This is a genomic window from Pelomonas sp. V22 (assembly GCF_030014915.1).
GTDB lineage: Bacteria > Pseudomonadota > Gammaproteobacteria > Burkholderiales > Burkholderiaceae_C > JAUASW01.
Genome location: NZ_JAGIXS010000007.1, coordinates 238,142 through 256,020, shown reverse-complemented (window position 1 = coordinate 256,020; position 17,879 = coordinate 238,142). Strand labels below are relative to the sequence as shown.

Genomic DNA, 17,879 nt, shown 5'->3' with positions numbered 1-17,879 from the left:
ACCCGTGCTCAGCGGCCCGCGAGCAGGCCGCTGATCTTCAGCACGGCGAAGGCCTGCTTGCCGGCGGGCAGTTGCACGCTCAGGCCCGCGTCGGATTGCGAGAAGTCCAGTTCGCCGGGCTGGCCGAGCAACTCCAGCTTCGTGACCTTGCCCAGCGCTGGCGTGAGCGACTTCAGCTGCGCCGCGGAACCGGCCGGGCCGATGGCGTACACCACCCCGGCCTTGCTGGTGAAGCGCCATTCGCCCTCACCAAACTGCTGCCACGGTCGGGTGCTGTAGATGGCCTCGCCATTCACGGCAAGCCAGGCGCCGATCTCGCGCAGCGTCTGCTGCTGATCCGCGGGCACCGTGCCATCGGCCATCGGCGAGATGTTGAGCAGGTAGAAGCCGCCCTTGCTGACCGTGTCGATCAGGCGCCGCAGCACGACCGGCGCGCTGTCCACCTTCATGCCGCGCGTGTAGCCCCAGGTGCTGCCGATGGTGTCGTCCACCATCCAGGGACCGGGCCGAATCTCGGCGGGCGAGCGCGTGCCCACCTTTTCAAAATCGATGATGGACCCGACCTGCTGGCGGTCGTCGTTGGAGGGTGCATAGGCGACGAACTTGCTGCTGATCGACACCTCCTGCTGCCAGCTGCGCGCACGGTTGTAGTAATGGGCCGCGACCTGCAGCTTCAGCGGGTCGAGCACGCGCAGGTTGGCGCCGTTGTCGAACCACAGCAGATCGGGCCGGTACTGGTCGATCAGCTCGACATTGCGGCGCAGCCAGTCGGCCAGGAAGCGCGTCATCGCCGCCGGGCTGCGGTCGGCCACGTTGTAGAAGTCGCCCCAGGCCGGGTCGTAGAGGTCGGCCTTGGCGGCCTTGAGCTTCGCCTCGATCTCCGGCGTCGGATTGATGAAGCTGAAGTTCTCGATGCCGTGGTTGGAGACACCGAACTTCATGCCGGCAGCGCGCACGGCCTTGGCCAGTTGGCCGACCAGGTCCTGCTTCGGGCCCATCTTCACCGAGTTGAAAGGGGTGACCTGGCTGTCCCAGAGCGCGAAGTTGTCGTGGTGCTGGGCCGAGGGCATGACCAGCCGCGCGCCGGCTTGCTTGAACAGCGCCGCCCATTGCGTCGCGTCGAACTTCTCGTGCTTGAACAGCGGGATGAAGTCCTTGTAGCCAAAGCGCTCATGCGGGCCGAAATTCTCGGCATGCCATTCGCGCCGGGCCGCGTACATGTGCTTCTCGTACCACTCGTTGTGAAACGCCGGCACGGCGAACAAGCCCCAGTGGATGAAGATCCCGAACTTCGCGTCCTCAAACCACGACGGGCTGCGATAGTGCTGGCCGATCGAGGCCCAGCTGGCCGCGAACGGGCCGGCCGGCAGGCGGGTCCCGGCCTGTTCCAGCGCTGCAGCCACGATGGCGGGCGTGGCCGGCGGACCCATCACGCCGTAGTCATACAGCTTGGAGGGCGGTACACCGGCACGGTCCGGCAGTGGCAGCGGCTCGGCCGCGAGGGTCAGACAGGCGAGCGAGGCCGCCAGGGCGATGAGCGTGTGTTTCATTGGATCAGGGCCTGGTAGGTCAGCACCTTGATGCGCTGGTTCAGGTTGGAACTTCCGGCGGGGCGGTGCTGGGTCATGAAGATGAGGATCAGGCGCTCCTTGGGGTCCACCAGGTACTGCGGAAAGTAGGCACTGCCCCAGCCGTAGGCCCCGACCGAGCCCAGCTCGCCACTGACACCCAGGTCGCCGATGGTCCAGAAGCCAAGACCAAAGCCGTCGCCATCCACGCTGCGGTATTTGTCGCCGGTGTGATTGGCGTGCATCAGCGCCACTGTCTTGGGCGAGAGCAGGCGCACGCCGTCGAGTTCGCCGCCGTTCAGGAGCATCTGCAAAAGGCGGGCGTAGTCCGTGGTCGTCGAGAGCATGCCGGCACCGCCCGACAGCAGGCGCTTGGGGCCGTTGACGAAGTCGCTGCGGGCGGCGGTTTCCTTCAGCTTGAGCTGGCCGCCTTCCATGCCGTAGACGTTGGCGAGCCGCGCGGTCTTCTCGGGCGGCAGGAAGAAGCTGGTGTCGGGCATCTTCAGGGGGCGGGTGATGCGCTCCTCGATGAAACGGTCCAGCGGCATGCCCGACACGACCTCGATCACGCGGCCCAGCACATCGGTGGCATAGCCGTACTGAAAGGCCTCGCCCGGCTGGCCATGCAGCGGCAGCGCGGCGAGGCGGTTGACCATCTGCTCCAGCGTCTCGTCCTTGTCGAGCAGGTACCAGTCGGCGAGGCCTGCCTTCTTGTACTCAGCCGATGCGAGGCCCGACCCATAGGTCATGCCCGCCGTGTGGCGCAGCAGGTCGCGGATGGTGATGGGGCGGCGCAGCTTCTCGGTGGCATAGGCCAGGCCGGAACCGGCCGGTGCGGGCACGGCCACGACCGAATTCGCGAAGGCCGGGATGAACTTGGCGACCGGATCCTTCAAGAGGAAATGCCCTTCCTCGTACAGCATCATGGCGGCCACGCTGGTCAGCGCCTTGCTCATCGACGCAATGCGGAAGATCGCATCCTTCTGCATGGGCTTGCCGTTTTCGATGTCCTGCTGGCCGTAGGTCTTGAAGTGCACCGGCTTGCCGTCGCGGGCGATGTAGACGATGGCACCGGCGATCTGGGCCTGTTTCACCTCCTGCTCGACGGCAGCGTCGAGGCGCTGCAGGCGCTGGACCGAGAAGCCGGCCGTCATCGTCTCGGCCGCTTTGGCCGGCTCGACCGGCTTGAGCAGCTTGGCGGCATGCAGCGGAACGCCTGCCAGCGTGAGGCTGAGCAGCAGTGCCGCGCGCAAAGGGATCTTCTTGGTGGTCATCAAAAGCAGCCTGGAAGTTCGACGCGCGAAGAGTGTCCGCGTTTCCGTGGCCGGCAATCGCTCAATCGCATGCGAGATGTGCGATCCGTGCTCTGATGGCCAGGCATTCGCCGCTGCGGCTGGCAGCATTCGGTCTGAGACAAATCCAGACATGCCCATGAGTTCACAAGAAGCAGCCTGCGTCGTCCTCGACATCGGCAAGACCAACAGCAAGCTGAGCCTGCTCGGCCAGGACGGCCGCGTGCTCGAGGAGCGGCGCCGGCCCAACGTCGTGCTGCAGGGCGGCCCCTATCCACACTTGGACGTTGAAGGCCTGTGGCCGTGGATGCTGCAGACCTTGAGGGAGCTCGCAGCCACCGCCCGCATCACCGCCATCGTGCCGGTGACTCATGGCGCCACGGCAGCGCTCATTGACGAGCAAGGTCTGACCCTGCCGGTGCTGGACTACGAGTTCACGCCGCCCGAAGACCGCTACCGCAGCCAGCGGCCGGCTTTTGCCGAGACCCAGTCGCCCAAGCTGCCGGCCGGGCTCAACCTGGGCCGGCAACTGGCCTGGCTGGCCGAGGCCTTCCCGGCCGAGTTCGCCCGCACCCGCCAGGTGCTGATGTACCCGCAGTACTGGGCCTGGCGCTTCTGCGGCGTGGCCGCGAGCGAGCTGACCTCGCTGGGCTGCCACACAGACCTCTGGAGTCCGCAGGCCCGCCACTTCTCGTCGCTGGTGGAAGCAAAGGGATGGCAGGACAAGTTCCCGCCGCTGCAATCCGCCTGGGCCACTCTCGGCCCGCTGCTGCCGGAGATCGCGGCGGTCACGGGTCTGGGACCCGACTGTCGGGTGATCTGCGGCATCCACGACAGCAATGCCTCGCTCCTGCGCTATCTGCAGGCCAGCGAGCCCATCACCGTGCTCTCCACCGGCACCTGGGTGATCGCCGCCGCGCTGGGTGGCCAGGCGCCCCTCGACGAACGGCAGGACATGCTCGCCAATGTCGACGTCCACGGTCGGCCTGTGCCCTGCATGCGCTTCATGGGCGGCCGCGAATTCGGCGCGCTGGCAGGTGGCGAACCGGCCGCGTTCAGCGTCGCAGATCTGCAGACCCTGGTCCACCGTCAGACCCTTGCCCTGCCCTGCTTCGCTGAAGCCGGCGGGCCCTTCGCCGGCCAGGCGGGCCGCATCGAAGGCCCCGCGCCAGAGACGCCCGCCGAGCGAACCGCCCTGGCCACGCTCTACAGCGCGCTGATGACGGACTACTGCCTCACATCACTCAACGCCCGAGGCCCGGTGATCGTGGAAGGAAGCTTCAGCCGCAACGCGCTGTTCGGCCCGCTGCTGGCGGCGCTGCGGCCGGGCCAGGCGGTCTGCGTGTCGGACGACAGCAGCGGCACCACCTGTGGCGGCTGGATGTTGCAGCACTGGGGCACGCAGCCCCCGGCCTCACACCAGCCTGCCGTCGCACTGCCATTGCCCGGGCTCACCAGCTATCGTCAGCAATGGCATGAGAAGCTACCGATGAGCTAGGTGGCTTGCGGCACGTTGCAGCCGCTCGACGCGTCTTGGCTCGGCCGCTCAAGGATCAGGCCGCCAGTGGGCATCCCTTCGCTCATGTCCCCTGTCGTCGGCTGCGCGAACGATCAAATCAATGCGAACGACCGCAACGTGCCGATTGCCGCCAGACTCTCAACCGCCACCATAAAAAACGGCTCCCGAAGGAGCCGCCAAAACTGGCCGTTTGCGGCAGCCAGGAGACATAAGTGGTGCTTTACAGCTTGTAGCCCAGCGTCAGGTAGTAGCGGCGGCCGGACCAGGCCAGCTCGTTCGGGCGCTGCAGGTCGCCGGCATAGGTCAGCTCGGCCTGGTTGGTCAGGTTCTTAGCTTCGAACGAGAGCGTGAAGTTCTTGTTCAGCTTGTACTGGACCTTGGCGTCCAGGTAGCCGCTGCCATCGCGGAAGTTCGGGTTGCCCGACACGTCGTTGCCGCCCGTGTAGTACTTGTTGCGGTGGTGGTACGCGATGCGGGCGTTGAACTGGTCCTTGTCGTACCACAGGCCGAGGTTGTAGGCCTTGGTGGACAAGCCGGGGTACGGCAGCACCGAGTTGTCCAGCGGGCTCAGCAGCTCGTTGCCGGCGGCGTAGCTGAAGCTCATGCGGGTCAGGTTGGCATCAACGCCGAAGCCACTCAGGAAGCTTGGCAGGAAGGTCAGTGCCGTGCGGCCCGCCAGCTCGAAGCCCTGGGTGCGAGCGCCCTGGCCGTTGATCGACTGGGTCACGTCGAACAGGCGGCCGTCACCGAAGAAATCGATGGCAGGCTGGCGGATGTTGGCCCGCACATAGGTGTCGATGTTGGTGCGGAACAGAGCCAGGCTCAGCTGCGAGTCACGGTTCGGGTAGTACTCGAGGCTCAGGTCCTGCTTGGTGGCGCGGTAGGGCTTGAGGTCGGGGTTGCCGGCCGTGCAGTCGTCGACGCCGTCACCGCCGCGCGACGCCAGGCCACTGCCGGTGGTGCAGGTGACGTTGGGCGCCAGCAGGTTCAGTGCCGGGCGGGCCATCACCTTGCCCCAGCCAGCGCGCAGGATCAGCTTCTCGGGCAGCAGCTGCAGCGCGGCGTTCAGGCTGGGCAGCACGTCACTGTAGTTGTTTTCCAGGCCGACGATGGTGTTGCTGTTAACCAGCACGGAGCAGGTGGTCAGCGCTGCCGGATCGCATTGGCGGTCGACTTTCACACCGGTGGACTTCACGTCGGTGCGGGTGTAGCGCACGCCCACATTGCCGTCCAGCGACATGCCGAAGAGGTCGGTGCCCCAGTCCAGCTGCACATAGGCAGACTTGATCTTCTCGGCAATATCGAAGGCCGGGATCTGCGGATACGTCTTGCCGTCGCTGCCCGGGGTTTCGTACAGGTAGGCGTGGTTGAAGGCGCTGGTGTCGAAGTAGCCTGAGTTGTAAGCGGCGGCATAGCTCGGCGCTGTCCAGCTGGTGGGCACGTTCGAGATGTTGCCGTAGCCCCCCATGAAGGTGCCCGGTGATGTGGTGCGCAGCGCGTTGATGATTTCCTGCATCTTGGTACCGCTCACGTAGGACGTGCGGTAGCCCGTGTTGATGAAGGTCTGCGAGTCGTTCGGTCGCTGTGCCGTCCCGGTGTACAGCGGGTCGAAGATGATGGTCTGGTTGATGTTGGCGCCACGGGCGTTGATATCCACCGCTTCGTTGGTGTTGGTCAGGCTGCCGTTGTTCTGAACGAGGTAGCCGCCGCCGTTGTACTGGTAGGAGCGCGATTCTCGCGCCTGGCCGCCGAAGTACAGCGTGTTGAAGAAATCGTGGCCAACGTTGTAGGTGAAGTCCAGCTTGCCCTGGCGCTCGGTGTTCTTGGTGGCCGAGGGGCGGTATTGCAACTGGGCCTGCACGTACGAAGATGCGGCGTCGGGGCTGTAGCCGGTCGGGAACGTGAAGGTGGGCAAACGGTCAGGACCCAACTTGACGATCAGACCCGGGGCGTTTTGCGTCAGCGCGATCGCGTTGCTCTCGCTCTTGTAGTCCGCCTTGGAGTCGACCAGCAGGCCGTCGACCTTCCAGCTGTCGTTCTTGAACTTGAAGCCCGTGGTGGCATAGGTGGACTTGATGTCGAGCGCAAAGTCGCGCGCCGAGGTGGAGAACGCGCCCTGGCCACCCTGGCCGGCCACGGCCAGGCAGTTGCCCACCGTGTAGCCGGTGACGTGGTGGTTCTCGATCGTCATGCTGGCCGGCGTCGCCGTGCCGCTGATGGCCGTACAGGTGCCAGCGGTCTGCACCGTGCCGTCGGCGCGGTAGACGGGCGCGTTGCCGGCGTTGGAGAGCCGGTTCGTCGCCGTGAAGTCCGTGCCGAAGTTCATGTCGTTGAGCTTCTGGGCCTGCGTGTTCACCAAGTAGCTGGCCCAGGCATCGAAGTTGTCGCTGAACTTGTACTGCGCGGTCAGTTCACCCGAGCCGCGCTTGTGGTTGCGCTCCCAGATGCCATAGCGAGAGATGCGCGGCGCGTAGTCGAACCACTGGCTCTGGCAGGCCGTGCGGTCGTTGGCATTGGTCAGGGCTGCGCAGCCGGCGAATGTGGTGACAGCGGCGGCATTGGCATTCAGGCTGGTCAGGGTCTTTTCGGGCGAGTTGTCCCAGTCGCGCAGGAAGGTCCAGGAGGTGTTGCGCGAGAAGTCGCCACGCGTGTAAATCTTGTCGTAGGTCAGGTTGGCCATCAGGCCCAGCTTGCCGTCGAAGAACTTGTCGGCCACGAGCAGGGTGCCGCGAGGCTGGGCACCGCCGCGCAGGCTGCTTTGCTCGGCGGCCAGGCTGCCGGCCACGGTGAGCTCCTTGAAGTCCAGCGGCTTGCGGGTGTTGATCAGCACCGTACCGCCGATACCGCCTTCAGTCATGCGGGCCTGCGTGCCCTTGACCACGTCGATGGACTGGATCAGTTCCGAGGCCAGCTCGCGCAGCTCGGCGCCACGGCCGGCACCGCCGTTGGTGCCCAGCACCGACATGCCGTTGATTTCGACCCGGTTCAGGTCGGGCTCGACGCCCCGGATCGAGACCTGCGAGCCTTCGCCGAATTCGCGCGACAGCTGCACGCCGGAGATGCGCGACAGCGCCTCGCCGACGTTTTTGTCCGGGAACTGGTTCACGTCTTCGGCGACGATGGAGTCGGTCACCGTGCCGGCGTTCTTCTTGCGGTCGATGGCCGAGGCGATGGAGCGGCGGGTGCCCACGACCTCGACGGTCTCCAGCTGGTTCTTGAGCGGCTTGCCGTCCTTGTCGAGCTTCTCGGGGGCCTTGTCGGCCGGCTTGGCAGCGGGAGCCGTCGGCGCGGCGGCCTGCTGGGCCTGAGCGGCACCCGCAGCAAACAGCGCGGCGATGGCCAGGGCGGTGGTGGTCTTGATCGGGGTCGGTGCGGCGCTGCGGCCGATGGGGGCAGTCATTGTGCTTGTCTCCACGAGTCGTCTTTGGGGTGACAGCTGCTTCAAGGAATGGCAATGAAACGCTGTTCTGATTTGGAGTCTAGGACCGGGCACCCGCTTTGGATTTACCGTGCGGCAAAGAATCAAAACCATGATCGGAGTTGCCCCGCACAAACCCTGAGGAGCCCACAGAATGGCGCCTCGCCGCGATGTCGAGCCGGAATCGCGGACCTCAACCCTCGCCCGATTCACCATGAACCGATACAGCCGTCGCGCCTTCTTCAAGACCGCCTCCGCCGCCAGCGCCTTGCCGCTGGCGGGCATGGCCAGCACGACCACGGCGGCGGCAACAGCCGCGGTGGCTCCGGTGCCGGCACCCAGGCAGGCTGGCAAGGCCGCTCTTCAATGGCTGGAGGGCGCGGCACCAGCACTGTCCAGCGGCAGCACCTGGGGCCTGCCCTGGCCCCAGGGCCAGCACCGGCCCAGCCAGGCCTTTGCGCTCAAGAACGCTCAGGGCCAGGCCTTGCCCCTGCAGAGCTGGCCGCTGGCCTACTGGCCCGACGGTTCGCTCAAGTGGAGCGCCCATGCGCTGCCGGCCGGCGTCGCGCTGGGCGATCAGCTGAGCATCGAGCCAGCTGCCGCACCCACCGCGCCGACCAGCTCCCTGCGCATCAGCGAAAGCCGCGACGCGATCAGCGTGGACACCGGCATCCTGCAATGCCAGATCGCGCGCAGCGGCGCGCAGTTGATCCGCTCGGTGCGGCGCGAGGGCCGCGAGATCCTGCGCGCCGGCCTGCTCGTGGCTGTGGCCGACGACAAGCCCGATGCCAGCAACGGCCCGGTCACGCAAACCCACTACGAGAGCCGCATCCAGAGCGCCACGGTCGAGCAGAACGGCCCGGTGCGCGCCGTCATCAAGATCGAAGGCCAGCACCAGGCCGGCCAGCGCGGCTGGCTGCCCTTCGTCGTGCGCCTGTACTTCCATGCCGGCGCCGAGTCGCTGCGCGTGATGCACAGCTTCGTCTACGACGGCGACGAGCAGAAGGACTTCCTGCGTGGCATCGCGCTGCGCTTCGAGGTGCCCCTGCGCGACGCGCTGCACGACCGCCATGTGCGCTTTGCCGGTGAAAACGGTGGGCTCTGGGCCGAAGGTGTGCGCAACCTCACTGGCCTGCGCCGCGACCCCGGCGCCGCCGTGCGCGCCGCGCAGTTCGAGGGCCGCGCCTGCCCGCCGCTGGCCGAGTTCGGCACCCAGGTGCGCACCCTCATCCACCGCATCCCGGCCTGGGGCGACTACACGCTCAGCCAGGTCGCGGCCGATGCCTTCCAGATCAAGAAGCGCACCAAGGCCGGCCACGGCTGGATCGACGCGGCCTGGGGCCATCGCGCGCCAGGCACCGGCTACATCGGCGGCGCCACCGGCGGCGTGGCCTTCGGCCTGCGCGACTTCTGGCAGCGCCACCCCGTGCAACTGGACATCCGCAACAGCCACACCGACGCGGCACAAGTCACCGTGTGGATGCGCTCGCCGGAAGCCCCGGCCATGGACATGCGCTTCTATCACGATGGCCTCGGCATGGAGACCCACGCCGAGGAGCTCGAAGGCCTGGAGATGACCTACGAGGACTACGAGAAGGGCTATGGCACGCCGCATGGCGTGGCACGCAGCAGCGAGCTGATGCTGTGGGCCCTTGCGGCCACGCCAACGCGCGAGCGCCTGGTGCAGATGGCCGCTGCCGTGCAGACGCCGCCGCAGCTGGTGGCCACGCCGGCCCACTATCTCGCGAGCGGCGTGTTCGGCAGCTTGTGGAGCCTGCCGGACCGCAGCCATCCGATGAAGGCGGCCATCGAAGACCGGCTCGACTTCCTGTTCGACTTCTACAAGAAGGAGGTCGAGCAGCGCCACTGGTACGGCTTCTGGGACTACGGCGACATCCGCCACACCTACGACGCCGACCGCCACGAATGGCGCTACGACGTGGGCGGCTTCGCCTGGGACAACTCCGAACTCTCGCCCGACCTGTGGCTCTGGTATTCGTTCCTGCGCACGGGCCGCTCCGACATCTTCCGCTTCGCCGAGGCGATGGTGCGCCACACCAGCGAGGTCGATACCTACCACCTCGGGCGCTTCGCCGGCCTCGGCACGCGGCACAACGTGCAGCACTGGGGCTGCAGCGCCAAGCAGGCGCGCATCAGCACGGCCGCCTACCGGCGCTTCTACTACTTCATGACGGCCGACGAGCGCATCGGCGACATCATGCAGTCGCTGCTCGACGTGGACCGCCAACTCGATGCGGTGGACCCGGTGCGCAAGCTGGCCAAGCAGCCGCCCAAGGGCCCCTACCCGGCGCGCCTGAGCTTCGGCACCGACTGGGCCTCGCTGGCTGCGAACTGGCTCACCGAATGGGAGCGCAGTGGCAAGCCGCAGTACCGCGACAAGATCCTGCGCGGCATGCAGGACATAGGCGGCATGCAGAAGGGCTTCTTCAGCGCCGAGCGTGCCGGCTACGACCCGGCCACCGGCCATCTCTACAACATCGCCGGCGACAAGGCCGAGGCCAGCCACCTGAACGCGGTGTTCGGCGCGGTCGAGATCTTCGCCGAGCTGATCGAGCTCGGCGTGGCCCCCAGCTTCGAGAAGGCCTGGCTGCAGTACTGCGAGCTTTTCAACGCCAGCAAGGACGAGCAGATCAAGGCGCTTGGCATGAGCCACGGCGCCACCAATGCGCTCCTGGTCGGTCACTCACGCCTGACCGCCTACGCCGCCTGGAAGAAGCGCGACCCGGCCTTGGCCCAGCGCGCCTGGCGCGAGTTCCTCTCCGGCGACCGCTTCGGCAGCCAGCCCTTGCGCACGCAGAAGGTGCAAGGGCCGCTGGTGCTCAACCCGGTGGAAGAGGCGCCCTGGGTCAGCACCAACAGCACCGCCCAATGGGGCCTCGCCGCGATCCAGAACCTGGCCCTGATCGGCGAGCACCTGCCGGCAGCCATCCCGCGCTGATCCCGCACAGGCACTCAGTATTTCCCCTCCCCCCGCCAACGCACAAAAGCGGGGCCTGACGAATGGCACCCCCGGATGCGGCCCGTAGACTGCCGCGTTTTCTGGATCCAAATATTCGTCGGAGCCCCAAGATGAAGCTGAACAAACTGCACCAGGCGCTGGCCGTGGCTGCCCTGCTGGTCCCCGTGCTCGGTTACGCCAAGCCTGATCCCGAGACGATCAACGCGATCCGCGACCAGGGCTTCAACCACTCCCAGGTGATGCAAACGCTGCAGCACCTGACCGACAAGATCGGCCCGCGCCTGACCAACTCGCCGAAGATGCGCGAGGCCAGCCTCTGGACCATGGAGCGCATGAAGGGCTGGGGCCTGGCCAATGTGCACCAGGAGGCCTTCGAGTTCGGCCGTGGCTGGAGCTACGACAAGGCCAGCATGGACATGAGCTTCCCGCGCAAGACCTCGCTGCATGCCATCCCGCTGGCCTGGACGCCGGGCACCAATGGCACGGTCGAGGCCGAGGTCGTGATGCTGGACGCTGTCACCGAAGCCGAGCTCGCCAAGTACAAGGGCAAGATCAAGGGCAAGGTCGTGATGCTCAACGAGCCCATGGACACGGAAGAGCCGCGCCGCGAGATCTCCAAGCGCTACTCGGCCGCCGAGCTGAACGAGATGCGTGCCTTCAACATCAAGGCCCCGGCCAACGACGGCAACACGCCGCCCGACAGCGTGGAAGCGCGCCGCAAGTTCAGCCGCTTCAATGACGCACGCGAAGCCTTCCTGAAGTCCGAGGGTGCCGCCGGCGCCCTGTTCCGCAGCTCCTGGGATGGCGGCCTCGTCCGCGTGATGGGCCAGAACCACCGCGTGGGCAAGACTTTCCCGGTGCCGGGCCTGATGCTGCCGGTGGAGCACTACAACATGCTGGCCCGCTCCATCGAGAACGGTGTGACGCCCAAGGTCACCTTCAGCGTCGACGCCCGTTTCTACGACGAGGACGTCAATGCCCACAACACGCTCGGCGAGATTCCGGGCAGCGGCCCCGAGGTCGTGATGCTGGGCGCCCACCTGGACTCCTGGCACGGTTCCACCGGCGGCGTGGACAACGCGGCCGGCGTGGCCATCACCATGGAAGCCATCCGCATCCTCAAGGCCGTGGGCGTGCAACCCAAGCGCACCGTGCGCCTGGGCCTCTGGGCCGGCGAGGAGCAGGGCCTGATCGGCTCGGCCGCCTATGTGGACGAACATTTCGCGAGCCGCCCCAAGCCGACCGACCCGAAGGAACGCGCGCTGCCGCGCTGGATGTGGAGCAACCCGGGCTGGCCCATCACCGTGAAGCCCGAGCATGAGAAGCTCTCGCTCTACTTCAACGTGGACAACGGCAGCGGCAAGCTGCGCGGCATCTACACCCAGGGCAATGCCGCCGCGCGTGCTTCGTTCGCCGACTGGTTCGGCCAGGTCAGCGACCTGAGTGATGGCGTGATCACCAACAACTCCACCGGCTCGACCGACCATGCCTCGTTCGACCAGGTGGGTCTGCCCGGCTTCCAGTTCATCCAGGACCCGCTGGACTACTTCACCCGCCTGCACCACACGCATGTGGACTCCTCCGACCACGTGCTGCCGGACGACATGAAGCAGGCCGCCGTGGTGCTGGCCACCCTGGTCTACAACGCCGCCACCACCGAGACCCGCCTGCCGCGCAAGCCGATGCCGACCGAGCTGACGGCCGAGGAAAAGCAGGCCGAGAAGGTCAAGGCCGAGAAGCGCGTGCGCAGCAAGGACCGCAAGGCCCTGGGCGAGCTGTCGTCGCGCTGAGTTGATGGCGCGCTGACGGCGATCTGGACTGAAGAATGCTTGTTCTTCGTCATACCGCCGTCACGCAAGCTCAGCACAATGCAAAGCACGGAAGCGAAAACCGGCTGCAAATTGGGCAGAGGACTGGAACCCGTCACCAGCGCTGAAGTACCTGCCGCAAGGCAGAACCCGCAAGGCCACCTCGGTGGCCTTTTTTCATGGTGCGACGCTCCTACACTGGCGACTTCGTCAGGAGCTCCGCCTTGAATACAGCCACCGGTCTGCCGCCCCGCATCGACCACTACTTCGCCGGCCTGCAAGGCCGCTGGGCGCCCGGCTATGCCGTGGGCCTGATGCGCGATGGCGAGCTGCTGCTGGCCAAGGGCTATGGCCTCGCCAGCCTGGAGCAGAACCAGCCGATGCGGCGCGACACCCGGCTGCGCATCGCCTCGGTGTCCAAGCAGTTCACGGTGGCGGCCGTGCTGCGCTTGCAATCGCAGGGCCGGCTCTCGCTGCACGACGATGTGCGCCAACATTTGAGCGAGCTGGCCGGCTGGCCGCATGCGATCACGCTGGACCAGCTGGCGCGCAACTGCAGCGGCCTGCCCGACATGCTGGAGCTCTTGCGCCTCGGTGGCGTCAACCTCGACCTCCGCGTGGACCGTGCCACGCTCTTGCAAACCATCGCCCGCTGCCGGCATCTCAACTTCGAGCCGGGCAGCCGCTTTCTCTACTGCAACAGCGGCTTCGCGCTCCTGGGCCTGGTGGTCGAGCGCGTCAGCGGTCAGACGCTCGACGAGTTCCTGCAGCAGCACTTGTTCAGGCCGCTGGGCATGCATGCCACGCAGATGCTGCTGGCCTGCGACCAGCCGGTGGCGGGCCTGGCCTCGCCCTACCTGCCCGAAACCGGCGAGCCCGGGCGCTGGCGCCGCGCCATGCATGGCTTCGAGCAGGGCGGCGAAGGTGGCCTCGTGTCGACGGTGGACGACCTGCTGCTCTGGGCCGGCCAGCTCCTGCAGCCGGGCCCGGACATGGCGGCCCTGGTGGCGGCCTTGAGCGAACGCCTGCCGCTCAGCGGCGGTTTCGCCTCGCCCTATGCACGCGGCCTGGAGCACGGGCATTGGCAGGGCCAGGCCACGCTGGGCCATGGCGGGCTGTGGCCGGGCTACCGCACCGAGTTCCTGCTTGTGCCCGCCGAGAAGCTGGCCGTGGTGGTGATCTCCAACGATAGTGGCAGCAACCCCTACAAGGTGGCGCGCGAGCTGGCTGGCCTGGTGCTCGAACGCTCGCCCCTGCCTGCAGGCCCCTCACTGGCCGCCTGGCAGGGCCGCTGGCTGGATGCCGAGCAAGGCCAGCTGCTGACGCTGAGCGTGGACGCGTCCGGCCGCACGAGCTGCTCGCAATGGGGCGCCGCCTTCGAGCTGCAGGCCGAGCTGGACGGCAGCTGGACGCCGCTGCGGGGCGTCTATGAATTCCGCCTGCGCACCGAGGGCCCGGAGGGTCTGAGTCTCGACATCGGCGCCGGCCGCGTCGCGCAGCTGCAGCGGGTCCACGAGGACGGGCCCCTGCCGGCCGGCCTCTGCGGCCGCTACCGCAGCAAGGACGCGGGCGTGGATTGGCGCATCACCGACGACCACAGCCTGCACGCCGAAGGCCCGCTCTTGAAAGCGCAACAGCCCTGGATGCTGCACGCCCTGACCCCAAACCTCGTCGAATTGCGCAGCACCGGTTACTGGATGCAGCCGAATCAGCTGCTGCGCGTGGAGCGAGATGCGGCAGGCCGCGTGCAGGCCCTGCATGTCGACACCGGCCGCATCAAGCATCTGACATTCGAGCGCAGCAATGAACACTGAACAAGCACGCAGCCCGGCCGAGTTGGCCGAGGCCCAGCTGACGGCCTACAACGCCAAGGATCTGGACGCCTTCTGCGCCTGCTATGCAAAGGACGTGCAGGTCTGGCGCATGCCCGACCTGCAGCCGCGCCTCACGGGCCTGCAGGCCTTCCGCGAGAGCTATGCGGCCGGCGCCTTCGCCAACCCGGCCCTACGCGCCGAGGTCTCCGAGCGCCTGGTGATGGGCAACAAGGTGGTGGACTACGAGTGGGTGCACGGCCGCGCGCCGGAACCCCAGCCGGTGATGGTGGTCTACCACTGCGCCGCAGGCCTGATACGGGCCGTCTACTTCTTCAGCCCTGACTGAAAGCTCGCAGGGCAGGAATCGCTCAGTCTCTTGAGCGATCCGCAACAGCCGGTATTGCTGCAGGTAAAGACGCGGTAAACGCGGGCCATGACCTGAGGGCTGGGCGGGGCATCCATGCGATGCTTCGCGCCTGCGTTGACCGAGCCCCGGCACAGCGCCTGCCTGTCCACAACAAGACCTTGCCCGGCCGCCCGCATGCGGCGCCGCGAGCAAACCCGCGACCATGATCCGACAACAAGCAAAGTTCGCCCTGCAGCCGCTGTCCGCAGCCCTTGCCCTGGCCCTCGGTGCCGCCGCCCCGCCCGCCTGGGCGCAGACCGCACCGCCGCCGGAAGCACCGGCCAGCGCCCCCGCCAATGCGCCTGCGGGCAAGCCCGCCACGCCGCCACAGCGTCCGGCCCAGCGCCCCGCCGAGGCCAAGCCAGCACAGGGCCAGCAGCAACAACAACTGCAGCGCGTCGAGATCGAAGGCAACGCCAATGACGACGGCAAGCGCCGCGCCTCGACCGCCGCCAAGATCATCATCGGCCGCGAGGAGATCGAGCGCTATGGCGACAACAGCCTCGGCGAGGTGCTCAAGCGCCTGCCCGGCGTGACCACCGGCGGCCGCCCGGGCCGGGGCGGCGACGTGCGCATGCGCGGCATGGGTGGCGGCTACACGCAGATCCTCGTGAACGGCGAGCGCATGCCGCCTGGCTTCGCGCTGGACCAGCTGCCGCCCGAGCAGGTGGAGCGCATCGAGATCATGCGCGCGCCCACGGCCGAGCATGGCGCCCGCGCCATCGCCGGCACGATCAACGTGGTACTGCGTGAAGCGCTGCAGAAGCGCCTCAACGAGGTGCGCCTCGCTGTGGCCGAGGAGAAGGGCCGCCTGCGCCCCAATGCCTCCTGGACCCGCAACGACAAGCTCAACGACAACGGCGGTGCCTACAACATCACCATCAACGCCCACCAGGGCGACAACATCGACGACGTGGCCGTGCGTGCCACCACGCGCGACCTGAAAACCGGCGCCGAGTCGGTGCAGACCACCACCGGTTTCCACGAGAACAAGCGCCGCGCGCTCAACATGAATGCGCGCCTGCAATGGAAGCTGGAGGATGGTGGCTCGCTGTCCATCCAACCCTTCCTGGTCTCGTCCAAGGGCAATGGCTTCAACCATTCGGAGCAGAACCCTGGCATCAACTACAACAGCGTGGACACGCAGAGCAACAACGAGTTCACGATGGCGCGCGTCAATGCGCAATGGACCAACCGCCTCGGCCCCGAGACCCGCCTGGAGCTGCGCGGCGGCGTGGGCCGTGGCGACAACCAGAGCCACAGCTTCCGCCAGGAGTACGTCAAGGGCGTGAACACGCCCACCCGCGTGCAGGACGACAAGAGCGACAGCGACAACCATTCCTGGAGCCTCAACACCAAGCTCTCGCACCAGATGCTGCCGAGCGAGCACAGCCTGGTCAGCGGCCTGGAAGCCGAGGGGCAGAAGCAGAGCTCGACCCGCGTCTGCCAGGAAAACGGCCTGGCCTGCCGGGGCGTGCTGGAGTTCGGCGACGTGTTCGAGGCCTCCACGCTGCGCACCGCCGCCTACATCCAGGACGAATGGAACCCGAGCAAGCAGTGGTCGGCCTATGCCGGCCTGCGCTGGGAAGGCATTGAGAGCAAGAGCACGGCCGCCAACTACTCCGTCAACAACAAGTCCAGCGTGATGACGCCGCTGTTCCACGCCGTCTGGAAGCCCGACGAGAAGAGCCGCGACCAGGTGCGCATGAGCCTCACACGCAGCTACCGCAGCCCGCAACTGCAGGACCTGGTGGCCCGCCCCAGTGTCAACTCGCAGTACCCGACCGGTGCCAACACGGCCAACTACGCCGACCGCGCCGGCAACCCGAACCTGAAGCCCGAGCTGGCCAACGGCCTGGACCTCGCGTTCGAGCGCTACCTGAGCAAGGGCGGCATCCTCAGCGTCAATGTGTTCTCGCGCCGCATCACCGACCTGATGCGCAATGTGACCGAGCTGGAGACGGTCAGCTGGTCCAACGTGCCGCGCTGGGTCTCGCGGCCGCGCAACATCGGCAAGGCCCGCACCCAGGGTGTGGAGCTCGAAGCCAAGTTCCGCCTGGATGAGTTCATTCCGGACGCCATGCCGCTGCAACTCCGCACCAACCTGAGCGTGTTCCATTCCAGCGTGGACGGCATTCCCGGCCCGAACAACAAGCTGGACCAGCAGCCCAAGGGCGTGGCGAATTTCGGTGTGGACTACCGGCTGCGCGGTGCGCCCGTCACGCTCGGCGCCAGCATCAACTACACGCCGGCCAACCAGATCCAGCAGTCAGTGCTGACCGCCGCGACCACGACCAAGAAGCGCGTGCTCGACGCCTTTGCGCTGTGGAACGTCAACCAGCAGGTGGGCGTGCGCTTGTCGGCCACCAATCTCTCGCCGCTGGACTATGCCAACGGCAGCGTGATCAATACGGGCGACCAGCTGATCACCACCCAGAGCGCCGGCCGCACCTTCACGCAGTGGCAGGCGCGCCTGGAAATTCGGATCTGACGAAGAACCAGCCCGCGCTCAGTGCTTGAGGCTGGCCGGCTTGGCGGCCGGCTTGGCATGCGCCTTGTCGGCCTGCTGCACTGGGGCCGGGGCTTCGGGCTTGAGCTCGGCATTCAGCGCCGCGAACTTCGCGCTCGCCTCGGGCTCGTAGTGGCGCATCAGCGCCAGACCGCCCACCGTTGTCAGCAGCACGGCCACCGCCGTGCCCACCATCCAGTTGCGGCGCTGGGCATTGGCGGCGGCGGCGCGCGCGGCCGTGCGGGAACGAGCAGCGCTGCTGCCTGTATCAGCCTGGCGGCGCACCCGCACCGCCTGCTTGCGGCCCGAAGCACTCAGTTCCACCTCGAAGCTCAGCGCCTCGCCCACATGGGGCATCTGCGCATCGCCCGGGAAGGCCGAAATGCGGACGAACAGGCCCTGCCCGCCGCCTTGCGGCTCTATCGTGCCCATGCCCTGGTCGTCGTCCCAGGTCTTCAGCGTGCCAACGAATCTCATGTTCTTGCTGCCCAACTCATCAATGCCGGTCCCGGTGAACCCGGGGAATGGCGGCATGGTGGGGGCAAAGGCCGGTAAACGCCCGCAA

At 67.0% G+C, this 17,879-nt stretch carries 10 protein-coding genes; 6 read left to right on the top strand and 4 right to left on the bottom strand.

From position 1 onward, the window contains the following. Window positions 1–8: 8 nt before the first annotated feature. Window positions 9–1,550 (bottom strand): alpha-L-fucosidase, encoded by a 1,542-nt coding sequence (locus tag J7U46_RS20445; RefSeq protein ID WP_282829045.1) that lies wholly within the window; start codon window positions 1,548–1,550, stop codon window positions 9–11. After that, window positions 1,547–2,842 carry a serine hydrolase domain-containing protein gene (locus J7U46_RS20440; RefSeq protein ID WP_282829044.1) on the bottom strand — a complete coding sequence of 432 codons (1,296 nt, stop codon included), beginning with the start codon at window positions 2,840–2,842 and terminating at the stop codon, window positions 1,547–1,549. Before J7U46_RS20440 ends, J7U46_RS20445 begins: the two co-directional genes overlap by 4 nt. A gap of 157 nt (window positions 2,843–2,999) precedes the next feature. Between J7U46_RS20440 and J7U46_RS20435 the strand changes: the two genes are divergently transcribed. Beyond that, a complete protein-coding gene (locus J7U46_RS20435) occupies window positions 3,000–4,358 on the top strand; it encodes an FGGY-family carbohydrate kinase (protein WP_282829043.1) in 1,359 nt (452 codons plus the stop codon). Between the two features lie 241 nt (window positions 4,359–4,599). Here J7U46_RS20435 and J7U46_RS20430 read toward each other — a convergent pair whose 3' ends face one another. Continuing rightward, window positions 4,600–7,779, bottom strand: coding sequence for a TonB-dependent receptor (locus J7U46_RS20430; protein ID WP_282829042.1), 3,180 nt, complete (start codon window positions 7,777–7,779; stop codon window positions 4,600–4,602). 232 nt (window positions 7,780–8,011) lie between these two features. Here J7U46_RS20430 and J7U46_RS20425 point away from each other — a divergent pair, with 232 nt between their 5' ends. From J7U46_RS20425 to J7U46_RS20405, 5 genes are all read left to right on the top strand, one after another. Further along, on the top strand, window positions 8,012–10,756 hold the full coding sequence (locus J7U46_RS20425; protein WP_282829041.1) for a Tat pathway signal sequence domain protein: 2,745 nt from the start codon (window positions 8,012–8,014) through the stop codon (window positions 10,754–10,756). 131 nt (window positions 10,757–10,887) lie between these two features. After that, entirely contained in the window at window positions 10,888–12,567 is a 1,680-nt protein-coding gene (locus tag J7U46_RS20420; RefSeq protein WP_282829040.1) for a M20/M25/M40 family metallo-hydrolase, read from the top strand. Window positions 12,568–12,809: 242 nt separating this feature from the next. Next, on the top strand, window positions 12,810–14,399 hold the full coding sequence (locus J7U46_RS20415; protein ID WP_282829039.1) for a serine hydrolase domain-containing protein: 1,590 nt from the start codon (window positions 12,810–12,812) through the stop codon (window positions 14,397–14,399). Next, window positions 14,389–14,745, top strand: coding sequence for a nuclear transport factor 2 family protein (locus tag J7U46_RS20410; RefSeq protein WP_282829038.1), 357 nt, complete (start codon window positions 14,389–14,391; stop codon window positions 14,743–14,745). The genes J7U46_RS20415 and J7U46_RS20410 overlap by 11 nt, the downstream gene beginning before the upstream one ends. A gap of 223 nt (window positions 14,746–14,968) precedes the next feature. Continuing rightward, the gene (locus J7U46_RS20405; RefSeq protein WP_282829037.1) at window positions 14,969–17,296 is read left to right on the top strand and encodes a TonB-dependent receptor; all 2,328 of its coding nucleotides are present in this window, start codon (window positions 14,969–14,971) and stop codon (window positions 17,294–17,296) included. Window positions 17,297–17,314: 18 nt separating this feature from the next. Here J7U46_RS20405 and J7U46_RS20400 read toward each other — a convergent pair whose 3' ends face one another. After that, a complete protein-coding gene (locus J7U46_RS20400; RefSeq protein WP_282829036.1) occupies window positions 17,315–17,791 on the bottom strand; it encodes a cold shock domain-containing protein in 477 nt (158 codons plus the stop codon). Window positions 17,792–17,879 lie beyond the last annotated feature (88 nt).

Coding starts and splice junctions, on each gene's coding strand:
- J7U46_RS20445 (WP_282829045.1), bottom strand. CDS start 1,550: ATGAAACACACGCTCATCGCCCTGGCGGCCTCGCTCGCCTGTCTGACC.
- J7U46_RS20440 (WP_282829044.1), bottom strand. CDS start 2,842: ATGACCACCAAGAAGATCCCTTTGCGCGCGGCACTGCTGCTCAGCCTC.
- J7U46_RS20435 (WP_282829043.1), top strand. CDS start 3,000: ATGAGTTCACAAGAAGCAGCCTGCGTCGTCCTCGACATCGGCAAGACC.
- J7U46_RS20430 (WP_282829042.1), bottom strand. CDS start 7,779: ATGACTGCCCCCATCGGCCGCAGCGCCGCACCGACCCCGATCAAGACC.
- J7U46_RS20425 (WP_282829041.1), top strand. CDS start 8,012: ATGAACCGATACAGCCGTCGCGCCTTCTTCAAGACCGCCTCCGCCGCC.
- J7U46_RS20420 (WP_282829040.1), top strand. CDS start 10,888: ATGAAGCTGAACAAACTGCACCAGGCGCTGGCCGTGGCTGCCCTGCTG.
- J7U46_RS20410 (WP_282829038.1), top strand. CDS start 14,389: ATGAACACTGAACAAGCACGCAGCCCGGCCGAGTTGGCCGAGGCCCAG.
- J7U46_RS20405 (WP_282829037.1), top strand. CDS start 14,969: ATGATCCGACAACAAGCAAAGTTCGCCCTGCAGCCGCTGTCCGCAGCC.
- J7U46_RS20400 (WP_282829036.1), bottom strand. CDS start 17,791: ATGAGATTCGTTGGCACGCTGAAGACCTGGGACGACGACCAGGGCATG.